The 18,383-nt window shown below is 68.2% G+C and carries 15 protein-coding genes and 1 pseudogene; 3 read left to right on the forward strand and 13 right to left on the reverse strand.

Annotated features, from left to right (window positions below; all coding sequences use genetic code 11):
* Window positions 1–73 precede the first annotated feature (73 nt).
* The 10 genes and pseudogenes from AC1RSI_RS14860 to AC1RSI_RS14905 form a co-directional block, all read right to left on the reverse strand.
* Window positions 74–256 (reverse strand): annotated as a pseudogene (locus AC1RSI_RS14860) (IS5/IS1182 family transposase); the annotation flags it as partial.
* Between the two features lie 109 nt (window positions 257–365).
* Complete coding sequence (locus AC1RSI_RS14865; RefSeq protein WP_447941544.1) at window positions 366–1,607, reverse strand: DUF3363 domain-containing protein; 1,242 nt, start codon at window positions 1,605–1,607, stop codon at window positions 366–368.
* A gap of 329 nt (window positions 1,608–1,936) precedes the next feature.
* On the reverse strand, window positions 1,937–2,884 hold the full coding sequence (locus AC1RSI_RS14870; RefSeq protein ID WP_291753048.1) for a DUF2493 domain-containing protein: 948 nt from the start codon (window positions 2,882–2,884) through the stop codon (window positions 1,937–1,939).
* Window positions 2,885–3,210: 326 nt separating this feature from the next.
* A complete protein-coding gene (locus tag AC1RSI_RS14875; protein WP_291753047.1) occupies window positions 3,211–3,711 on the reverse strand; it encodes a GcrA family cell cycle regulator in 501 nt (166 codons plus the stop codon).
* A gap of 133 nt (window positions 3,712–3,844) precedes the next feature.
* Complete coding sequence (locus AC1RSI_RS14880; protein ID WP_291753045.1) at window positions 3,845–4,264, reverse strand: single-stranded DNA-binding protein; 420 nt, start codon at window positions 4,262–4,264, stop codon at window positions 3,845–3,847.
* A gap of 32 nt (window positions 4,265–4,296) precedes the next feature.
* Window positions 4,297–4,704 (reverse strand): single-stranded DNA-binding protein, encoded by a 408-nt coding sequence (locus AC1RSI_RS14885; RefSeq protein ID WP_291753043.1) that lies wholly within the window; start codon window positions 4,702–4,704, stop codon window positions 4,297–4,299.
* A gap of 119 nt (window positions 4,705–4,823) precedes the next feature.
* Window positions 4,824–9,086: a strawberry notch-like NTP hydrolase domain-containing protein gene (locus AC1RSI_RS14890; protein WP_447941545.1), complete on the reverse strand. Its 4,263-nt coding sequence runs from the start codon at window positions 9,084–9,086 to the stop codon at window positions 4,824–4,826.
* Between the two features lie 154 nt (window positions 9,087–9,240).
* A complete protein-coding gene (locus tag AC1RSI_RS14895) occupies window positions 9,241–11,304 on the reverse strand; it encodes a ParB N-terminal domain-containing protein (RefSeq protein WP_291752338.1) in 2,064 nt (687 codons plus the stop codon).
* Window positions 11,305–11,355: 51 nt separating this feature from the next.
* Entirely contained in the window at window positions 11,356–12,258 is a 903-nt protein-coding gene (locus AC1RSI_RS14900) for a toprim domain-containing protein (RefSeq protein WP_291752336.1), read from the reverse strand.
* Between the two features lie 7 nt (window positions 12,259–12,265).
* Window positions 12,266–12,922: a JAB domain-containing protein gene (locus tag AC1RSI_RS14905; protein WP_291752333.1), complete on the reverse strand. Its 657-nt coding sequence runs from the start codon at window positions 12,920–12,922 to the stop codon at window positions 12,266–12,268.
* 427 nt (window positions 12,923–13,349) lie between these two features.
* On the opposite strand from AC1RSI_RS14905, the gene AC1RSI_RS14910 reads away from it, so the two are divergent.
* Window positions 13,350–13,550, forward strand: a complete 201-nt coding sequence (locus tag AC1RSI_RS14910; RefSeq protein WP_447941546.1) for a hypothetical protein — start codon at window positions 13,350–13,352, stop codon at window positions 13,548–13,550.
* Window positions 13,551–13,651: 101 nt separating this feature from the next.
* On the opposite strand, the gene AC1RSI_RS14915 is transcribed toward AC1RSI_RS14910, so the two are convergent.
* The 3 genes from AC1RSI_RS14915 to AC1RSI_RS14925 all read right to left on the reverse strand — a co-directional run bounded on the left by AC1RSI_RS14915 (window position 13,652) and on the right by AC1RSI_RS14925 (window position 17,433).
* Window positions 13,652–14,968, reverse strand: a complete 1,317-nt coding sequence (locus AC1RSI_RS14915; protein ID WP_447941547.1) for a copper resistance protein B — start codon at window positions 14,966–14,968, stop codon at window positions 13,652–13,654.
* A complete protein-coding gene (locus tag AC1RSI_RS14920; protein ID WP_447941548.1) occupies window positions 14,965–16,734 on the reverse strand; it encodes a copper resistance system multicopper oxidase in 1,770 nt (589 codons plus the stop codon). Before AC1RSI_RS14920 ends, AC1RSI_RS14915 begins: the two co-directional genes overlap by 4 nt.
* 243 nt (window positions 16,735–16,977) lie before the next feature.
* Window positions 16,978–17,433 carry a DUF305 domain-containing protein gene (locus AC1RSI_RS14925; RefSeq protein ID WP_184270742.1) on the reverse strand — a complete coding sequence of 152 codons (456 nt, stop codon included), beginning with the start codon at window positions 17,431–17,433 and terminating at the stop codon, window positions 16,978–16,980.
* Window positions 17,434–17,589: 156 nt separating this feature from the next.
* On the opposite strand from AC1RSI_RS14925, the gene AC1RSI_RS14930 reads away from it, so the two are divergent.
* The gene (locus AC1RSI_RS14930; protein WP_291754934.1) at window positions 17,590–17,817 is read left to right on the forward strand and encodes a heavy-metal-associated domain-containing protein; all 228 of its coding nucleotides are present in this window, start codon (window positions 17,590–17,592) and stop codon (window positions 17,815–17,817) included.
* A 2-nt stretch (window positions 17,818–17,819) separates the two neighbouring features.
* Complete coding sequence (locus tag AC1RSI_RS14935; protein ID WP_447941549.1) at window positions 17,820–18,308, forward strand: DUF411 domain-containing protein; 489 nt, start codon at window positions 17,820–17,822, stop codon at window positions 18,306–18,308.
* Window positions 18,309–18,383 lie beyond the last annotated feature (75 nt).

An 18,383-nucleotide genomic window follows, 5' to 3' on the forward strand; every position in this document is an offset into this window, starting at 1 on the left:
GACAGATGGCAGCATCCGACTACGTGTCAGAAATTCCCGAAAATCACTCTTGCGCTGAAGGGGGCGTCCACAGATGGTAAGCGGGCCGTCCCGTCGCTGCGGGCGTCATCCCCTCAAACCCCAGCCCCTTCAGATCCAGCTCGTCGACGAAGACATCGACCACCCGGACCGGATTATCCTCGGCCACATAGTCATCAAGACACTCGGGAAGCAGCGTCTGCTGCCGGCGATCTGCACCCTGAACGAAGCGGCTCATACCCACCTCCTGCTGACCTCAGAAGGCTAAGCTAATTCGCTCCATACCAAGACGTTTTTACACAGCCTCAGTCAGAAGGGGCCGAAATCCGCTAGATTCAGCCACGCCTTCACAATTCCAGATGCCGCCCCTTTACGGCGACCGCCATTGCCAAACCCTGAGGGCCCGGCGTCAGTATCGCCGCCTCCCCAACTGCTAATGACCGGGCCCCGACCTTCAACCGTCCATAATGCTCAACCCCGTGGGTATCCCGCACCACCACGAATGGCGCCGCCCCCGCCTCATCATGGAACCCCGTCTTCACCACCACGCCCCTCACCCGCTCGGCTCCCAGCGGTCGCACCTCCCGCGCCCCCTCCAATCGACGCTGGTTCATCGTCCTTATGATGTCTCGGCGCGCCTGAAGCGTCCGAAGCTTCATCTCCATCTCCGGATCGAGCCGGTATCGCCGACCCGTCCGCACGGCGAGGCCCAGCCCTTCCAGATGCCGGAGCCGCCCCCGGGTCAGCGCCGCCCAGGCATCGTTGACGCCCACCCCGTCGTCGACCGTCCCGCTCGCATCCGCCGCCGCCAGCAAGCGTCGGTCGAAACCCGTGAAGCGATCCGCTTCAGTCTCCTTCCAAATTCGCCGTTCAGCCTCGACGCGGGACAGGTCACCCAACCGTTCCTGCGCGACCTCCTGGGCCCGCGCCCGGAAGCCGTAGCCCATGTAGTCACGGGGAATGACCAGGTCCCGTCCATCCGCACGCCGCCCCCTCACCAGGACATGGGCGTGCGGCTGGTCGGTGTCGTAGTGGCAGGTCGCGACCCAGCGCAGTTCCGGTTCGCCCAGGTCCGCCGAAACCCGCGCCATCACCTCCCGCACATAGCCCCTCAAATCGGCGATCCGGTCGCCGTGCTCCGGCGAGATGATGAAGCGGAAATGATGGCGATCTCCGCCCCAGCTCCGGGTCTCGAGCGACGTCTCCACGCTGTCATCCACCCGGTCGAAGAAGTCCGGCCGCGCCCCGTCGACGCCCGCCCCCGATCGGCCAAGATAGGCGACATGCGCCGCCAACGCCCCCGCCCGCGCCGCGGCCTTTCCGACGTGCCGCGACACCAGGGCCTTCACGATGACCCGCTGCCGGACGTCCATGCGGAAGGCCCTGCCAGACCGTCCCTGCGCCGCCCTGAGCACGCCTGAACGATCCCCCAGGGCGAACTGTCGTGACGCCGCCAGCCGCTGGAACATGCCGGTACGGACCGGCACCCGATCGGTCTTCAGGGACAGGGGAAGGCGGACCTCGACGCTCTCGCGGTCTCGCCATGCGCCCGATGACAGCCGGTCTTCGATCGCCTCGCCGATGAGCATGTCGCATCTCCCGTAACCGACGCCGACCCGCCCGAACCCGACAACTCTCCGCAAGTCATCCAGAACCCGACATCCATCGACTAACCTACCGAAAGAATAGCGAAAAGAAGGCCGCCCCAACACCGCCTTTTATCTTGCCCTAACCCCCTTTTCGCAGATTTCCGGACATCGCCGTCAACATCTCCCGCACCTGATCAAACCTCCGCAAAGGACGCACGACGCCCCCTTCACCGAGCCCACCCGCCCTCCAAGCTCTCCGGACGACACGAAAAAACCCGCCCGGCCGAAGCCGAGCGGGTCAGATCGAAAGCCCATGCGATGGTCGCCCTTCAGTGCGCTCGCAACCGAACCGCTAGATGCCGGACGCCCTGCTCCATCGCCTTCTGCCCGAGGTTGAGCGCAGGCCCGAACGGTCGTCCGTCCGCCGACCGCGCCTCGTCAAGGGACCGTGCGAGCGTAAGGCAGCAGGTCGGCTCGAGCGCGATCAGGTCGTCGTTGGCTCTGAAGGGAGCGGCCTTGCCGTGGGCGTCGAAGTCGGCCCGGGCGAGGATGAGCGTCACTCCCTTCTGCTGGGCCCATCGGATCGCCAGCTTCTCCGCGCCTCTCGCCCCGGTCGTCGCGAGCGCCATGTCCGGCCATTCCGCCAGTGCCCAGTTGAGCGCGTCGAAGATGCGCGCCGCATCCTCCGCCGCATCCGCCAACGGCGCGCCCCGGAAGGCCACGACCGCCCCCCGGTGGCAAGCGTCTCCCGCCCTCCGCTCGCGAACCGCCCGGATGGCCTGCTTGGCCTCCAGCTGCGCCGCCGTCAGGAAGCTTCCCCGGCGGCTGCCCCGCCAGGCCGTCCAGACCTCGCCGGTGGAAACCGTCCAGGTGTCGGAAGCCGCATCCCTGATCCTCTCCGCCGCCTGCGTCGCCTCGTCGCCGGCGCGTGCCTTGGCGGTCGCCTCCTGCAGTTCGACGTCCGCCGCCTCCGATCCGTCGAAGTCGCGATCGAGCCGGCGCATCGTATCGCGCGCCCGATCGGCGTCCCGTTCGATCCGCCCCGCGGCTGAGTGGAAGGCGCCGATCAGGGCTTCGCCAAGCAGGGTCTGGAAGTCCTCCAGCGCCGTGTCCGCGATCACGTCCAGCAGTTCGGTCATGAGCGCTCGCCCGAGCTGGACCAGGGCTTCCTCGGCGGGTTGCGGACGCTGATCGCCAAGTGCTGTGGTCTGGTCGTCGAAGGCGGAGTCTGATCTCGGCGCCAAGGCCGTGACGAAGGCGGGGTTCGAGCTGTGCATCGCATCATTCCAGTTCTGAGATACCGAAGCGCCCCATGCGCAACGACCCCATCCCTGGCCACGTCGGGGTCCCCGGCAGTCACCGCAGCGGTCCGCTCTTGCGGGCCGCGGAGGGAAACGGCGAAGCCGTTGACGGTCGGGGTGACGTGTCAGGATGGGAAGTCGTTGTGTGGGGGCATGTCCTCGTCCCGCTTCGGACGAGGACGCCTTTCGGCGCCGTCGCGCCGATAACCACGGAGGGTGTGCGGCCGCCCTGCGCCGCGACGACGGCCACGCCGTCGTCGCCTTCACCTCATCGGCCGTCGCATTGCGGGCTGCGGCAGGTCTCAGTCGACGACCATTCTCAGCAGGCTTTCGGCCGTACAGGACCGCTTCTGATAGCCGACCTCGGCATGGGCCGCGCAGAAGGCGCCGCGCGCGACCGAACGCCCGCACAGGCCGAACCCCGCCTCGCCGGAGCAGCCGTACGGCCAGCGGCACTGGCCGAAGCCAACCGACAGGATGGTCGCCGTCGGGCTGGACGGCGCCACGATCATCGCCTTCGAGGGCGCGACCGTCGCCCTGACCTTCTGCGGCCCGGACGGACGTCCCGCCGGTCGCGGGGCGACGACCACCTCCCGCCGCCGCTTCGTCCGGGGCGGCGCCGCAGGGCGCACGCGTCGGGCCTCCGGGCCGCGGGCCAGACCCAGGCGGTAGACCTTGCCCAGGACAGCGCAGCGCGAGACGCCGCGGCCGAGTTCGCGCGCGATAGCGGCGGCGGTCCGGCCTTCCAGCCACAAGGCGGTCAGGCGAAGAATACGTTCCTCGGTCCAGATGGTGACGGTCATAGGGATGCTCATGGTCAGCGAGCCCGTTCGGCTCACCCCCGACCGCCCTTCCTCCCTCTTTCCGGGACCAGTGCGACAATGGCCCGGCGCGTCTGCGCCGGGCCATGCCCTCCGTCTTCCAATGCGGCTGCGATCAGAAGGGGATGTCGTCGTTCAGATCATAGCCGGTCGCCGCATCCCGGCCGGCGTCGCCGGCGGGCGGCTCACGGTTGGCGGCCGGATCCCGCCGGTTCTTCAACCGCATATCGTCCACCACCACCCGCAGGTCGAAGTGTTCGACGCCGTCCTTTCCGGTCCAGCTGTCGTTCTCGACATGGCCCTGGAGGACGACGCGGCTGCCCTTGCGGGCATAGGGGGCGATGTAGTTCTCCGCCGTCGCCTCGTTGAAGCAGACGCAGTTGAAGCCGGTCGTCCGCTCCCCCTGCTCGCCATCGGCGCGCCGATAGCGGGTGGTCTCGAGGACGCGAAAGCTCGCGCGCTTGCGGCCCGATCCCTGGGCCGAGAGGATGGAAGGGTCAGCGGCCAGATAGCCTTCGATGACGAGGGTCTGCATGATCAGTCTCCTTGAAATGAGGATTTGAAGCTTCAGGCGGCCGCGCTGCGGCCTTTGCGTGGACGCGCCGGTTCGGCGGTTTCCGCGGACGTGTCCGCCTCGGCCTCGGCGGGGTTCGCGGCCTTGTCGGCGGCCCAGTCGAGGACGGTCAGCCGGTTCACCACCAGTTCCTTGGCCGCGCGCTCGGTCCCGTCTTTGGCCGTGTAGGCGGTGTCGATAAACGCGCCGACGACCAGGGCCTCGCAGCCCTTGGCCAGGGCGCGGGCGATAATCTTCTCATTGAGGCCCTTGGCCCAGCTGACGCAGTTGACCCCGACGATGCGGTCCTTGCCGCCCGCGTCCACGCCGCGCTTCTCGAGCAACCGGAACACCGCCTTGGCGAAGTCCGGACTGATCTGAGGGTCCGCCGCGAGCCGGCCGGTGAACACCATGTTCTGCATATCAGTCTCCTGTTGATCCGAAGCGCTGGGAGCCGATCTCCCTCATCACGCTTCACCCGAGGCCTCCCTTCCTCCCGACCTCCTCCTGACCGGACGGGCCTTCGCCCGTCCGGCCTGCCTCAAGCGGCCGCCCCGTCGAGGACGGTCTGCACCGGATGGCGACGCAGCACGGCCTCCACCACCCTGGGCTGGTCAACTGGCACGAACACCCGGGGCGTAAAGGCGATGATCTCGACGAAGCACCCGAGCGCCACCAGAGCGTCGCGATCGGTCCGCCCGCCCACCACCTCGATCCGCCAGCGGTCCATCACACGCGCCCGCCTGAGCCAGAGCCCGCCCCCCAGCGAGAGCTGGATGCTGCGATCCAGAAGGGTTGCGGCGGTCTTGGCGCCGTCGGCCCAGGCGTCGCCAATCTCCGTCAGGCCAAGCGTGGCTTTCAGCGCCTGGGCCTGGACGGCATCCAGCACCCGGCCAAGCCAGCGACGTCCATCCGGGGCGCGCACCCTGCGGACAGAGCAACCTCGGTTCGGCAGCCGGCCCCAGATCGGCAACAACAGCCCCGTCGCCAGGGTGAGTTCACGCGTCCGCCACGGATCTGTTCCCGCGACCTCTGCGTCCCATACCGGACGCCAGTCGGCGCTCGTCGCCGGCTTCCATGCCGACTCCTCGAATGTCTTCTCGGGCATCGTCTGGCGATGATCCGGCCTGACCAGGCGCACGGCGGCGACCAGCCGGTCCTGGTCTGTGGCGGTTGTCAGGCCAAGTTCCGCGATCGCGGCCCGCCCGGACTTCTCGTTGATGACGAGTTGATGAGCGATATCCTCGGCCCAGGCCAGCGCGTCATCAGACAGCAGGATCTCGCGCCGGACCTTGAGCGAGAAGGTCACCAGCGCGGTCTCCGCGCCCGTGGAAACGTCGGTCCGGATGACCTCCTGGTCCAGAACTTCGAGCTCCTCGGCCTCGATGTCCTCCAGGCCCCGATCCAGGTCGCCTGAGGCGGCGGCACGCTCGAGAATGCCCGAGAGGATGCGATCGAAGTCCTCGAACAGGGCGTTCTGGTCAGAGATGCGCAGGGCGAGGAGACGATTCAGGAAGGTATGGATCGGCGGCAGATCATCAGAAGGCTTCAATCCACCATCGGCGTCGAGGAGTTTCATCCCGGTCTTTTCCATGAAGGTCTCGAGCGTCATCGACGCCAACTCCCCGAAGGCGAGCGCGCCGTAGAAGACGAGAAGCGCACGACGGGCCCAGGGGCTTTCCAGATTGTCCTCGGCTCGGAACAGGCCGGCTCCGGCCGTCCGGCGCTCGCCCCGCGTCAGGGCCCCCAGGGAGTCCAGACGCCGGGCGATGGTGGAGGTGAACCGCTTCTCGCCCTGGATGTCGGTGGTGACGGGCCGGAACAGCGGCGCCGACGCTTGATGGGTGCGATGGCTGCGCCCCAGGCCCTGGATGGCGGCGTCGGCGCGCCAGCCGGGCTCGACCAGATAGTGGACACGACGCTGCTGGTTCGCCGCCGACAGGTCCGAGTGATAGCTGCGTCCGGTTCCCCCGGCGTCGGAGAAGACGAGTACTCGCTTGCGGGCGCCCATGAAGGCGTCGGTCTCGGCGCGGGCGGCGGAGGCCCCGCGCCGCTCGACCACGCGACGCCCGTCGCGCACGACGACCCGACGCGACCGTCCGGTGATCTCGGCGACGGCGTCCGTGCCAAAGGCCTCCAGCAGGGCGTCGAGCACGCCGGGCACGGCGGGCAGACAGGCCATCTGTTCAATCAGGGCCTCGCGCCGGGCCAGCGCCTCCTGGCTGACGGCGGGCCGGCCCTCGTTCATGACGGGGACCATGGCCACCGCGCCATCCTCACCCTCGATCGCTTCCATCAGGTGGATCGGAAAGGCCTCGCGCAGATAGTCGAGGACATATTCGCGCGGGGTCAGGTCGATCGAGAGATTGTTCCACTCCTCGGGCGGGATGGAGGCCAGACGGCGCTCCATCACGGCCTCATTGGTCGAGACGATCTGGACCACGGACGATCGGTCATTGGCGAGATCATCCCGGATGGAGGCGACCAGACTGGGCGCCTTCAGCCCGGCCAGCAGATGGCCGAAGAAGCGCAACTTGGCGCCCTCGAAAGCGGAGTGGACCGCCGAGGCGGCCTGACCGCTCTTCGCCTTGCCCTCCTCGTCATTAAGGCCGGTGGCTTTCAGGGCCTCGGCGAGATTGGCGTGGATGAGTTGGAAGGCGTCGGCCCAGGCATTCCAGATGGCGATGTCGTCGGGCGTCAGCAGATGGACGAGCGGTTCATATTCCACGCCCTCGAACGACAGGCTCCGCGCCACATAGAGCCCCAGCGCCTTGAGCTCACGCGCGACCAGCTCCATGGCCGCCACCCCGCCCCGGTCCATGGCCTCCAGGAAGTCCGCCCTGGACATGAAGGGCGCCTCCGGCCCGCCCCATAGGCCCAGACGGGCGGCATAGGCGAGGTTCTCGGCGGTGGTGGCCCCGGTCGCCGAGACATAGAGGATACGAGCATTGGGCAGCCGGTTCTGCAGGGCCAGGCCCGCCATCCCCTGCATCGACGCCTTCTTGGCGCCCCGCGCGCCCTTGCCGCCGCCGGCGGCATTGGCCATGGCGTGGGCCTCGTCGAAGGCGATGACGCCGTCAAAGTCGGCGCCCAGCCAGGCGACGATCTGATCCAGCCGGGATTGGCGACCGCCCCGCGTCGGCTGGCGCAGGGTGGCGTAGGTCGTGAACAAGGCGCCGCGGTCGAGACGAACGGCGTCGCCCTGTTTCCAGCTCGAAAGCGGCACGATGTCATGGGCGCCGCCGCCGATGGCGGTCCAGTCGCGTCGGGCGTCTTCCAGCAGGGCGTCGTTCCGGGACAACCACAAGGCCCGTACCCGGCCCTGGCTCATATTGTCGGCGATAACGGCGGCGATCTGACGGCCCTTGCCGCACCCCGTGCCGTCGCCAAGGAAGAAGCCCCGCCGCAACTGGACAGCGTCCTCGCAGTCCTCAGCGACGAGGGTCATCTGATGCGGGGCCTCGTCCAGGCGCCACCATCCGGGCAGACGAGCCGCATGGGCTTCTCCGGCGTAGATGACGGTCTCGGCCTGGGCGTCGGATATCCGCGCCGCGCTCCGCACCGCGAGCGGCAAGACGGGTCGATAGGTGGGCGCGGGCGGTGCGACCGAGGCCATGGGACCGGATTCGACCAGGGGCGAGGGATGCGGCCGGGGATCGGCCAGGACGATGCGCGCCAGGGCATGGGCCTGGTAAAGGCCGACATCCCGCCCCTCCCCGCCCCAGGCCTGAACCTCATAGGCCATGGGCGTCGCGCCCGCGAGGAAGGCCAGGCGGCCGGACGGCAGAGCCAGGCCCCGCTCACGCGGCGCCAGCAGAGCCTCCAGAGTCACCTGCAGGCGCGCGCGAGGCTTTGCGCCGACCCGGGACGGCAAGGCCGCGATGGTCTTGGCCGCTGCCTCCAGGTCATCCGCGCTCACAAGCGGCGCGGGGTCTGCGCCGGCGTGGACTCGGTCGACGACCAGCAGGCCGGTCTCCACAGAGGTCCCATGTTTGGTGAAGGCGCCCGACGGTAAGGCGATCCGACCCACCACCACGCCGACGTCGCTGAGGGGATGAAGCAGGGAGCCATCGGTCAAGGCGGTCAGCGGAACGATCGCGGCCAGACGACCATTGTCCGCCAGCGCCTTCAGGCTCGCCCCAAGGTGATCTGCAAGATTCGAAAACGGCGGATTGGAGATGACGACGTCGAAGGCGCCCGCACCGACGGACAGGTCGTGAATATGGCGTCCGTCATGACGCGTCCGGTCCGCCGCCGGGAACAGGCCGTCCAGCAGGTCGGCACGGCCCGGCGCGATCTCGTTCAGCGCCAGCACCCCGCCGCAGGCTTCGGCGACCGCGGCGAGCAGACCCGTTCCGGCCGAAGGCTCCAGCACACGGTCACCGGGCCGGACCTGGGCGGCCAGGACGACCAGCGCCGCCAGTTGCGGCGGCGTCGAGTACTGGTCGAGCGCCACCTGTTCCTCGCTTCGCCGCGTGTGGGTCAGACCAAGCGCCGAAACAGCCGCCAGAAGAGCGGTGATCTCGGCGGGGGCGTCCTCAAGACGTCCGACCTGGGGCGCGAGCCTGCGGATCTGCAACACTGTCGCCGCCTCGATCGCATCATAGGCGTCGCGCCAGGCCCAGGCGCCGTCGGCGTCAGACGCGCCGAAGGCGGTGGTCATGACGGCGGCGACCAGACGCCGGTCGAGAGAACGGGATCGCGCCAGATGGGTCGCCAGCGCCCGGGCGGCGGCGAGGACATTGGCGGCGACAGCCGAGGCGGATGGATCGCCGAACAGGGACAGGGTGCGGGTCGAGGACATGGGCGAGGCTCCGACGCCTGGAGCGGAGGGCGCCTCCCTCTCGGTCCTCCAGGCTCGCCTCGCCTCGCCCTTCCCTCGCCTTTGGATCCTTGAGGCCCTCAAACAACACGCCGCCCCGGCGAGAACCGGAGCGGCGTGTCAGACATGCAGATGATCAGGCCGCGGCGGGATCGAGGGCCGCTTCGCCAGCCGGGGTGACGGCAAAGACCCCGGTTCCATCATCATCGGCGTCATCCAAGGCGGGCGGGTCCGCGTCATCGACTACCCGGTCTTCACCCCCGTCGTCGGCTTCGTCGTTCTCAGATGACGCCATCCACGACAGGCTGGCGGGCGCCCAGGTCCGGGCGGCGGCCTGTTCCACCACCCAGTCGACCAATTCGCTCTTCTTCAGCGTCCTGGCGCGCTCGTCCTCGGATCCCATCATCTCGAGCATGCCCATCAGCAACCCCTTGGAATGGGGCTGGAGGAAGGGCCCGTCAGGCGTCCAGTGCAGGGTGATGTCCGCGTTGCACAAAGCGGCCAGTTCGGCCGCCTCGGCGCGGGCGCTACGGCGTATCTGGAAGGTTCGCTCCTCGCGGACGTCCAGGCTGATGGCTGTCAGCTCGGCCAGCAGGCCCATCTTCTCTCCGTGCGGCAGGGCGTGAACCCAGGCGATGACGGTCTCGCCTGAGGCCTGCCAGGCCGCTCTGCGATCATCGAGACGCTGGCGCACCTCCCCGTCCAGAGCCTCGATCACCCGGCCGCCGGTCGGATTGAAGCCGGTGGCGAGGATGGCCAGGGCCGAGTCCGAGCGCGCGATGGACGTGCGCCGCACCAGGGTGTTGAACAGGCGCGCGATCAGGGCGGTCAGCGACGCACCGGGATCGTCAGCCAGGGCCCGGATCAAGCCCCGTGTCGCCACATCGGTCCGCACGGCATGCAGGACATGATTGACGCCCTCGGTGTCAGGCTCGGGAGCCTCGACCTCGGGCGGGACATAGGCCGGCGGCGCCGCGACGCGAGGCGCCGCATCGGTTTGGGCGGGCTCATCCGCCTCCTCGATTTCAGCCTCCTCCGGCGTGTAACAGCGAATATCGACTCCGGCGTCCGACGCCGGCCACATCACCATCGTCGTCACGACGCGTCCGCCACAACCCGTCTGATCGGAGGCGACCCTGGCGCGGATCATGGCGATGATCGCGGCGTCTATGACCTCAGGGTCGGTGGTCTCGGCCAGGGCCAGGCGCGCCGCCTCCGTCCTTTCGTTGAACACCTCGCGCTGGGCGCGATATCGAGCCATCTCCTCCGACGGCAATCGGCCGCCGTAGACATAGCCGAGCGCCTCCAGGTCCCCAGGCAGCTCCGGCTCGGGACCGACGGTGACATGGACCGCAATCCCTTCGGCCTCGAAGATGGCGGCGATGCCCCGCGCGCGCTTCATCCAGATCGCTGTGAGGATGTCCGGATCGAGCAGGACCGGCGCCAGTTCGCCAAACAGATCGGCCTCGGTCCGTCCTCCGGCCTCGCCATAGGTCGCTAGATCCACCAGGGCGCAGCGCCGATCCCGGGTCGTGACCCGGCTGTCGTCGAGACGTTCGGTGATCCGCCAGTCCTGGAAGCCATGACCATCAAGGGCCGCCTCGGCGAGTTCGGCCTGCTCGGCCTTATCCGGCAGGCGGGTCAGCAGCTTCGCCTGTTTCAACGTCATGCGTCCGGCCTTGAGCGCGACCAGGGCCGCCGAAGGCAGGCCGGCCAGTGCCGCCAGCCGCTTGATGTCGATTTCGGCGTAGCCGAGGGCGCGGGCGATTGAGGAGACCGTCAGCTTCGACTTCAGCATCCGGCCGATGGCGGCGATGATATCGGCCACATGGACCGGCACAGCGATGTTGGTGAGCAGGACGGCCGCCGCCTGGCGCGCGGGATCGGTCTCGACACAGACGGTGACGGGGTAGTCCTCATTGATGTCGCCGGCGTCAAGCAGAAGTCCCAGGGCCAGCCGGCGACGACGGCCGTCGAGCGCCATCCAGGCCTCTTCCTTCTTGCCGCGCCCCGGACGGACGGTCAGGCGCTGGAGTTGGCCCGCCGCCTTCAACGTGGCCGCGAGTGTCGGGATGTCATCGTCCGGCGGCTCGTTGAAGCGGAGGTTCTCGCGGGCGATACCGACGTCGCCCAAACGGACGGTGCGTTCGTCGCGCTCGACGACGACAGCGGGGGTGATGACGGGAACAAGGTCGGTCATGAAGCGTCTCCTGCCGGGCGGCGGGGCCCATCCCCACAGCTCCGGCGCCCCTCAGCCCACTCGCTCCTCCTTTTGCGACGCCGCATCGGCGGCCACCTCGTTCCAGTCGCCAAACGGCGGGTCAGGCAGCCGGATGCGGACACCCAGCCCGCCCGTCGACAGGCGGCGGCGCAGACGCTCAGCCGCGCCCTGGCCGACAGCGCCCCGGTCGGCGGCGATCAGAACCTGGCGAACCCCATCCGGCGGCGTCCAGGCCGCGAGATTGCCGGCGGACATCAGCGCCCAGCCGGGTAGATTGAAGCGTTCGATTGCCGAAAGGGCGGTGATCACACCTTCGGCGACCAGCATCTCGGATGCGGCCGATGCGAGACGCACGGCGGCGCCCGCGGGAACAAGCCCGACGGTCTTGCGCGACAGGCGCAGGCCGACCGCGCGACGCCCGTTGGGATCGAGATAGGTCAACTCGACAGCTGTGAGGTCCCCGCCAGGGGCCCGAACGCCGGCCACCAGCGCGGGTCGTGTCGTCGATTGCTTCCGGTAGACCGATATCGGCGCGCAGGCGTGATGGCGCAGGTCGCTGATCCCGCCAGGTTGGCTCAACACCCCCCGTCCTTTGAGATAGGTCAGGCTCAGGCTCGCCTGCGTGATCGGCCCTGATCCTTCCCAGAGATCGCGCGCGGTCATGACGCGACAGGACCGATCCGGCGCGGCGACCGGGGCGCAGCCATCGCTGACGACGCGCCCGTCGGCATCAATGAGCCCCTGCTCACGCAGCATCCGAAGCGCCGTACGCCAATCCGCGCCGCCGAATCCATGGACGACAAGACGCCCCTGGCTCAGCAACAACGAGATCGACCGGTCGCGCCGGCTGTGGCCCGGCGCCGGAATATTGGCGCGCACGCCGCCATGGTAGAGGTCGCCGCCAACGGCCCGAACAATCGCATGCAGGGTCATGGCGGCCTCACATCAGGCCGAGGGCGCGAAAGCTGGCGGTCCCCTCCCGGCCGACGATCACATGGTCGTGGACCTGGATGTCGAAGACCTTGGCGGCGTCGATGATCCGCCGTGTCATCTCAATGTCCGGACGCGATGGCGTGGGATCGCCTGAGGGGTGATTGTGGACGAGGATCATGGCCGAGGCCGACAACTCGAGCGCCTTCCTCACAACCTCCCTGACGTAAACCGGGGCATGATCAGTCGTGCCCTCCGCGCGGTGCTCCTCGCGCATCATGATGTTGCGCTTATCGAGGTATAGAGTGCGAAACTGTTCGCGCGGCGCATGGGCCAGCGCCGCCCTGAGATAGGCGGTCAGGGCCGTCCAGGAAGAAAGGACCGGCCGGTCGCAAGCCTGAGCGCGCATCATGGCCAAGGCCATGGCGCGTACTCGGACCAGTTCTGCGACCCCGCCGCGGTCGAGGCCCGCGCGAAGCAGCGCCGCCTCGTCGGCCGCAGCGACGCCGGCCAAACCATGGAAGGACGCGATCATTTCCGCGGCCGCGGCGCGGCCGGCCTCAGGGGGCAGAACGCGCTCGAAGATCGACGCCAGAAGGACTTGATCCGCATCCTCGGGCAAGGGTTCGGGCTGGCGATGAAAGACGGCGGCAGGGCGGGTCGACATGACGACCTCCGTTCTGACGCTCCCGATTGGAGCGCCCCAGGCCGCCCTTCCTCCTCCTTTGCCGCGAGGCGGGAACCGCAGGCCGCCGGGTCTCGTCGAACCTCTTCCATGTGCGGGCGAGCCTCGGGATCGAAGGTCTGCGACGAAGGCGCCCTGAAGCCCGACCTGCGCCCAGACCGATCTGGCGGCCCCGTCGAGCTCTGCGGCTTCGCCACGGAAGGCCCTCCACAGGGCGAGGCCTTCGCCCTCTAGATCTGCCCCTGCGGGCCCTTCTTCGCGGGAGCGCGACCGCGCCTTGCTGTCCGGACTTCCTCGACCGCCCGGCTTGACAAACATTGTTCATCTGGACAGCAGGCCGCCACCCTCGCTAGAAGACCCTCATCGCCCGCAACCTCACGTAGGCGTAACGGACAAGCGGGGGCTTTCCATGACGGAAGATGCGGCGACCCTCAGCCTGCCCGCGCACCTTGCGCGCGAAATCCTGGTGTGGATGAACGACGCTTTCGCGGAAGTCGATTTCGAGGCTTCGTCCGACAAGGTTATCGAAGGCCCGACCTTGGCGTGGAGCGGCGTGGTTCTTCGGGTCGAGGCCGTCGACCACGCCGCCGCGACGACCGCCCGCCCCTGACCAACTGCCGTGCAGGATCGCGGTCCGCCGAGAGTTGGGACGCTGGATCCAGAGTAGGAACCGGCGACGGTCCAGCAACCGTCGCCGACCATTTGGTGCAATCAGAACCAGGCCTTGATCCCGACGACCAGGCGCGTCGCGTCCACATCGTCGCCGCGCGCCTTGGCGTAGTCGGCGGTGTCGCCGAACGAGCGGCTCCACTCGACCCCGACGTAGGGCGCGAACTCCTTGCGGATTTCGTAGCGCAGGCGAAGGCCCGCCGTGACCGAGGTCAGGCCCGAACCAATCTCGAGCTCAGGAATGTCGCTGGCAGACATTTCCAGTTCCAGCGCCGGCTGCAGGATCCATTTCTGGGTCAGGCGCTGGTCGTACTCGGCCTCGGCGCGGGCGGTCAGGTCGCCCTCGGTCGACAGGAAGGCGGCGGCGCTCATCTCGAACCAGTAGGGGGCGACGCCCTGAACGCCGACCGTCAGATGGGTCGTGTCATCGCCGTCGGGGCGGAAGTCCTGACGCACGCCCGCCTGAACGTCCCAGAAGGGCGCGATCGCGCGGCTATAGAGAGCCTGAACCTCGGCGTCGTGCAGCTTGCCGTCGAACGCGCCCTCGCCCTCGGTCTTCCACCAGAAGCGGTTGATGTCGCCGCCGGTCCAGCCCTGGGCGTTCCAACTGTAGCCCTCCTCGCCGTCGCCGAAGTTGGCCTCGATCGAGTCGATCAGGACCGCCGTGGTGCGCACGTCGCCGTTCTCGACCAGCAGTTGCTTCCTCGACTCCGCCATGACGGCCGGATCGAACAACAGGTCCGCCGCATGGTCGGGCGCGGCGCGGGCCGCAGCGGGCGGCGGCGTCTCGACCATCCGGCCACCGACGGCGTCCACGCTGGTGGGGATGTTCGGCGCGCCGCCCGCCATGGCGCTCATGTCGTGCCCGGCGTGGGGATCGGCTGCGGGCGTCTGCATGGCGCTCATGTCATGGCCGGCATGAGGGTCGGCCGCAGGCGCCGTGGCCGGAGCCATCTGCATACTGCTCATATCATGACCGGCGTGCGGGTCGGCTGCAGCCGCCGGAGCGGCGCTCATGGTGTGGCCCGCATGAGGGTCCGCAGCGGGCGCCGTGGCCGGAGCCGTCTGCATACCGCTCATGTCGTGCCCGGCGTGCGGGTCGACCGCAGCCGCCGGAGCGGGGCTCAGGGCGTGACCCGCATGAGGGTCGGCAGCGGGCGCCGGGGCCGGAGGCGTGACGCGTCGGGGCTGAGGCGCGGCGGCACGAGGCTTGGGCTTGGGCGCGGGCCTCGGTCGAGCTTGCGGCGGGCGCGCGGGCGCGGCGTGGGCGCCGTGCCCTCCGTGCGTTTGGGCGACGGCGGAACCGGCGGCCAACATCAAGGGCAGGACCGCGACGGCGGCGAACAGGGCGCGGCTCATCGGGCGGCTCCTTCCAGCGGACGAACCGTGACGACGTTGAACATCCCTGCGTGCATGTGCATCAGCAGGTGGCAGTGGAAGGCCCAGTCGCCGGGCGCGTCGGCGGTCAGGTCGAAGGTCACCTTCGAGCCCGGAGCCACATTGACCGTATGCTTCAGCGGCTGATGCCCGTCCTGTCCGTTGACCAGCTGGAAGAAGTGGCCGTGCAGGTGGATCGGGTGGGCCATCATGGTGTCGTTGACCAGGGTGACGCGGACCCGCTCGTTCAGCTCGAACCGGATCGGCTCGACCAGCTCCGAGAACTTGCGGCCGTCAAAGCCCCACATGAACCGTTCCATATTGCCGGTCAGATGGATTTCCATCGAACGCGACGGCGGACGCGTGTCCTTGTTCGGCTCCAGCGCGCGCAGATCGGTATAGACCAGCACCCGGTGATCGACGTCCTGCAGACCCTGCGGCCGTTCGCCCAGACGGTTGGCGGGCGCCGGCGCGATGGCGTCCACCCCGACGCCGACCGCCATGTCGGCGGGGGCCTTGTTCGGGTCGCGCATGCTCATGGCGCCATGGTCCATCGGCGCGGCGGCGGCGGCCCCTGCTGCGCCGTGCGCGGAATGATCCATGCCCGCCATTGAGCCGTGATCCATGCCCCCCATGCCCATGTCGGCCATGGTCAGGTTCGGCACCTTGCGAAGCGGCGGAACCTCGGCCGTCATGCCCAGGCGCGGGGCCAGGGTGGCGCGGCCCATGCCTGAACGGTCGATGGCTTCCGACACGATGGTGTAGGCCCGATCCTCGGTCGGACGGACGATGACGTCATAGGTCTCGGCGACCGAAATCTGGAACTCGTCCGTCTCGACCGGGCGCACGTGCTCGCCGTCGGCCTGAACCACGGTCATGGCCAGCCCCGGAATGCGGACGTTGAAGATCGACATGGCCGAGGCGTTGATGACGCGCAGCCGCACCCGCTCGCCGGGCCGGAACAGGCCGGTCCAGTTCTCCTCGGGCCCGTGGCCGTTGATCAGATAGGTATAGGTGGTGCCGTTGACGTCGAGGATGTCGCGCGGGTCCATCCGCATCCCGCCCCACATCCGGCGCTCGGCCAGATCCATCCCGTCCGACCCGTCCAGCAGACCCGCCAGGGTGGTCTTCTGCATGTTGAAGTAGCCGGGGCTCTTCTTCAGCTTGGCCAGGATGTCGTGCGGATGCAGGAAGCTCCAGTCCGACAGGACCAGGACGTGCTCGCGGTCATAGCCGACCGGATCGACGCCCGCCGGGTCGATGACGATGGGACCATAGTGGCCCATGGCCTCCTGCAGGCCCGAATGGCTGTGGTACCAATAGGTGCCCGACTGCTTCAGCGGGAACTCATAGACGAAGGTCTCGCGCGGCTTGATGCCGGGGAAGCTGACGCCCGGAACGCCGTCCATCTGGAACGGCAGCAGCAGGCCGTGCCAGTGGATCGAGGTGTCCTCGTCCAGGGTATTGGTCACCGACAGCCGCACGTTCTGCCCTTCGCGCATCCGCAGCAGGGGCGCGGGCAACAGGCCGTTGACGGTGAAGGCATGGCCGGTGCGCCCGCCGACGGTGAAGTTCGAATGCCCAACGGTCAGGTCGATGTTCGGCCCCGTCAGCGTCGGCAGATCGGCGCGCAGCCCCGGCGAACCCGTCTGGGCCCAGGCCGGTATCAGGCCCGAAAGGCCAAGCAGCCCGCCGCCTGCGGCCGCGCCGCGCAACAGGGACCTGCGATCGAGAGCCATGCTCGACATAGAGGGGATCATCCTTCCTTGATTGAGCTGCACCGACGATTTCGGGGTGAGCTTCACTGGGTACTACGCACCCGCCATCCGTTTCCCCTTGCGACAGGTCGCCACACAAGCAAAAGCTCGCGATCGCATTCAAGGCGTGCAGCCGCTCCCGCTTTCCGCGACCGGGACCCCAGGTCGCCTCGCTGCCTCCGCTGGCGGCTTTTAGGACGAACCGTTCGAGGACGTCTTGAACCCAGGTCGCAGTCAGCCAGCCTCAAGTCGCGCAAGAATCGTCTGCATCTGAGCGATCTCGTCGTCCTGCGCCCGCACGATCCGGTCGCACAGAGCGAGGATTTCCGGATCGCGGATCGAAGCCTGCTCGCACATCAGGATCGCGCCGGAATGATGGGGAATCATGGAGCGAAGAAACTCCTTGTCGCCCACGCCCGCCTGGGTCCGCATGCCGACGAAAGCCACAACAAACACCGCCGCCGCACCGCCGACGATCGCCAGGTTCAGCTTTCGCGACGGATACATGGCCCTCATGAACCACAGCATGAGAATGGCCATGGGCATGACCATCATGAGCGTCATGTAGACGTTGTTGAGATTGAAATAGAAGTGATCCAGCGTGGCGATCATCGTGTACATGACGAGGTACATGACGATGAAATCGAGAATGAGTTCGATCCCGAATGAGCGGTATTGACCCTTGTTCACGGCGCGTCTCCCTGCCTCTAAGAATCCGAATCTTCTGGCGCACATGCACCTGAAGCTCCCCAGCAAACCAATACAAAAAATCAAGGTTCCAGCCGTTGACCTTCCCATGTGGGGAAGGATTAGAACCACAGGCGTCGATTGTTGAAAGGTTCGCCAATGTCCGCCCATGCCCCCGGGGTTACCGATCTCCAGGTTCTCAACATCCCCAAGATCCGCTGCGGCGGTTGCGTCGCCAGCGTCGAGAAGGCCATTCACTCGGTCGACGCCTCGGCCCAGATCACCACCGACATCGAAGCCCGCCGCGTCGAGGTGACGACCAGCGCTGACCGCCAGGCCCTGCTGACCGCGCTTGACGCCGCCGGCTATCCGGCCGAGGCGGTCTGACCATGAACAAGCTCAAGCTTTCCGCCCTCGCCGCCGGTGTCGCCATCCTCGGCGGCGCGGGCTTCCTGCTGAACGGCCTGCCCACCGTGGCCCAGGCCTCGGACATGACCGTCTACAAGAGCGATTCCTGCGGCTGCTGCGGCGGCTGGGTCGAGCATATGCGCAAGGCCGGCTACGCCATCCGCGTCGTCCCCACCGACGACCTGGCCCCGGTGAAGACCCGCCTCGGCGTGCCGCAGTCGCTCTGGTCCTGTCACACGGCGGTCGTCGACGGCAAGGTGATCGAGGGCCACGTCCCCGCCGCCGCCGTCAACGCCTTCCTGAAATCGCCGGGCGCCTCGCGCGGCATCGGCGTGGGCGGCATGCCCACCGGCTCGCCTGGCATGGAGGCCCCCGGCTACGCCCCCGAACGCTACGACGTCATGCGCTTCGGCAGCGGTGCCCCCGCCCCCTTCATGACCTTCGAAGGCGCGACCCCGGTTCGTCGCTAAAAGCAAAATGGCCCCGCCGGTTGTTCGGCGGGGCCAGGCCTATGTCGGGTCGAGGACCGGATAGGGCGTCGAGTT

This window comes from Brevundimonas sp. GW821-FHT10E09 (assembly GCF_058809375.1).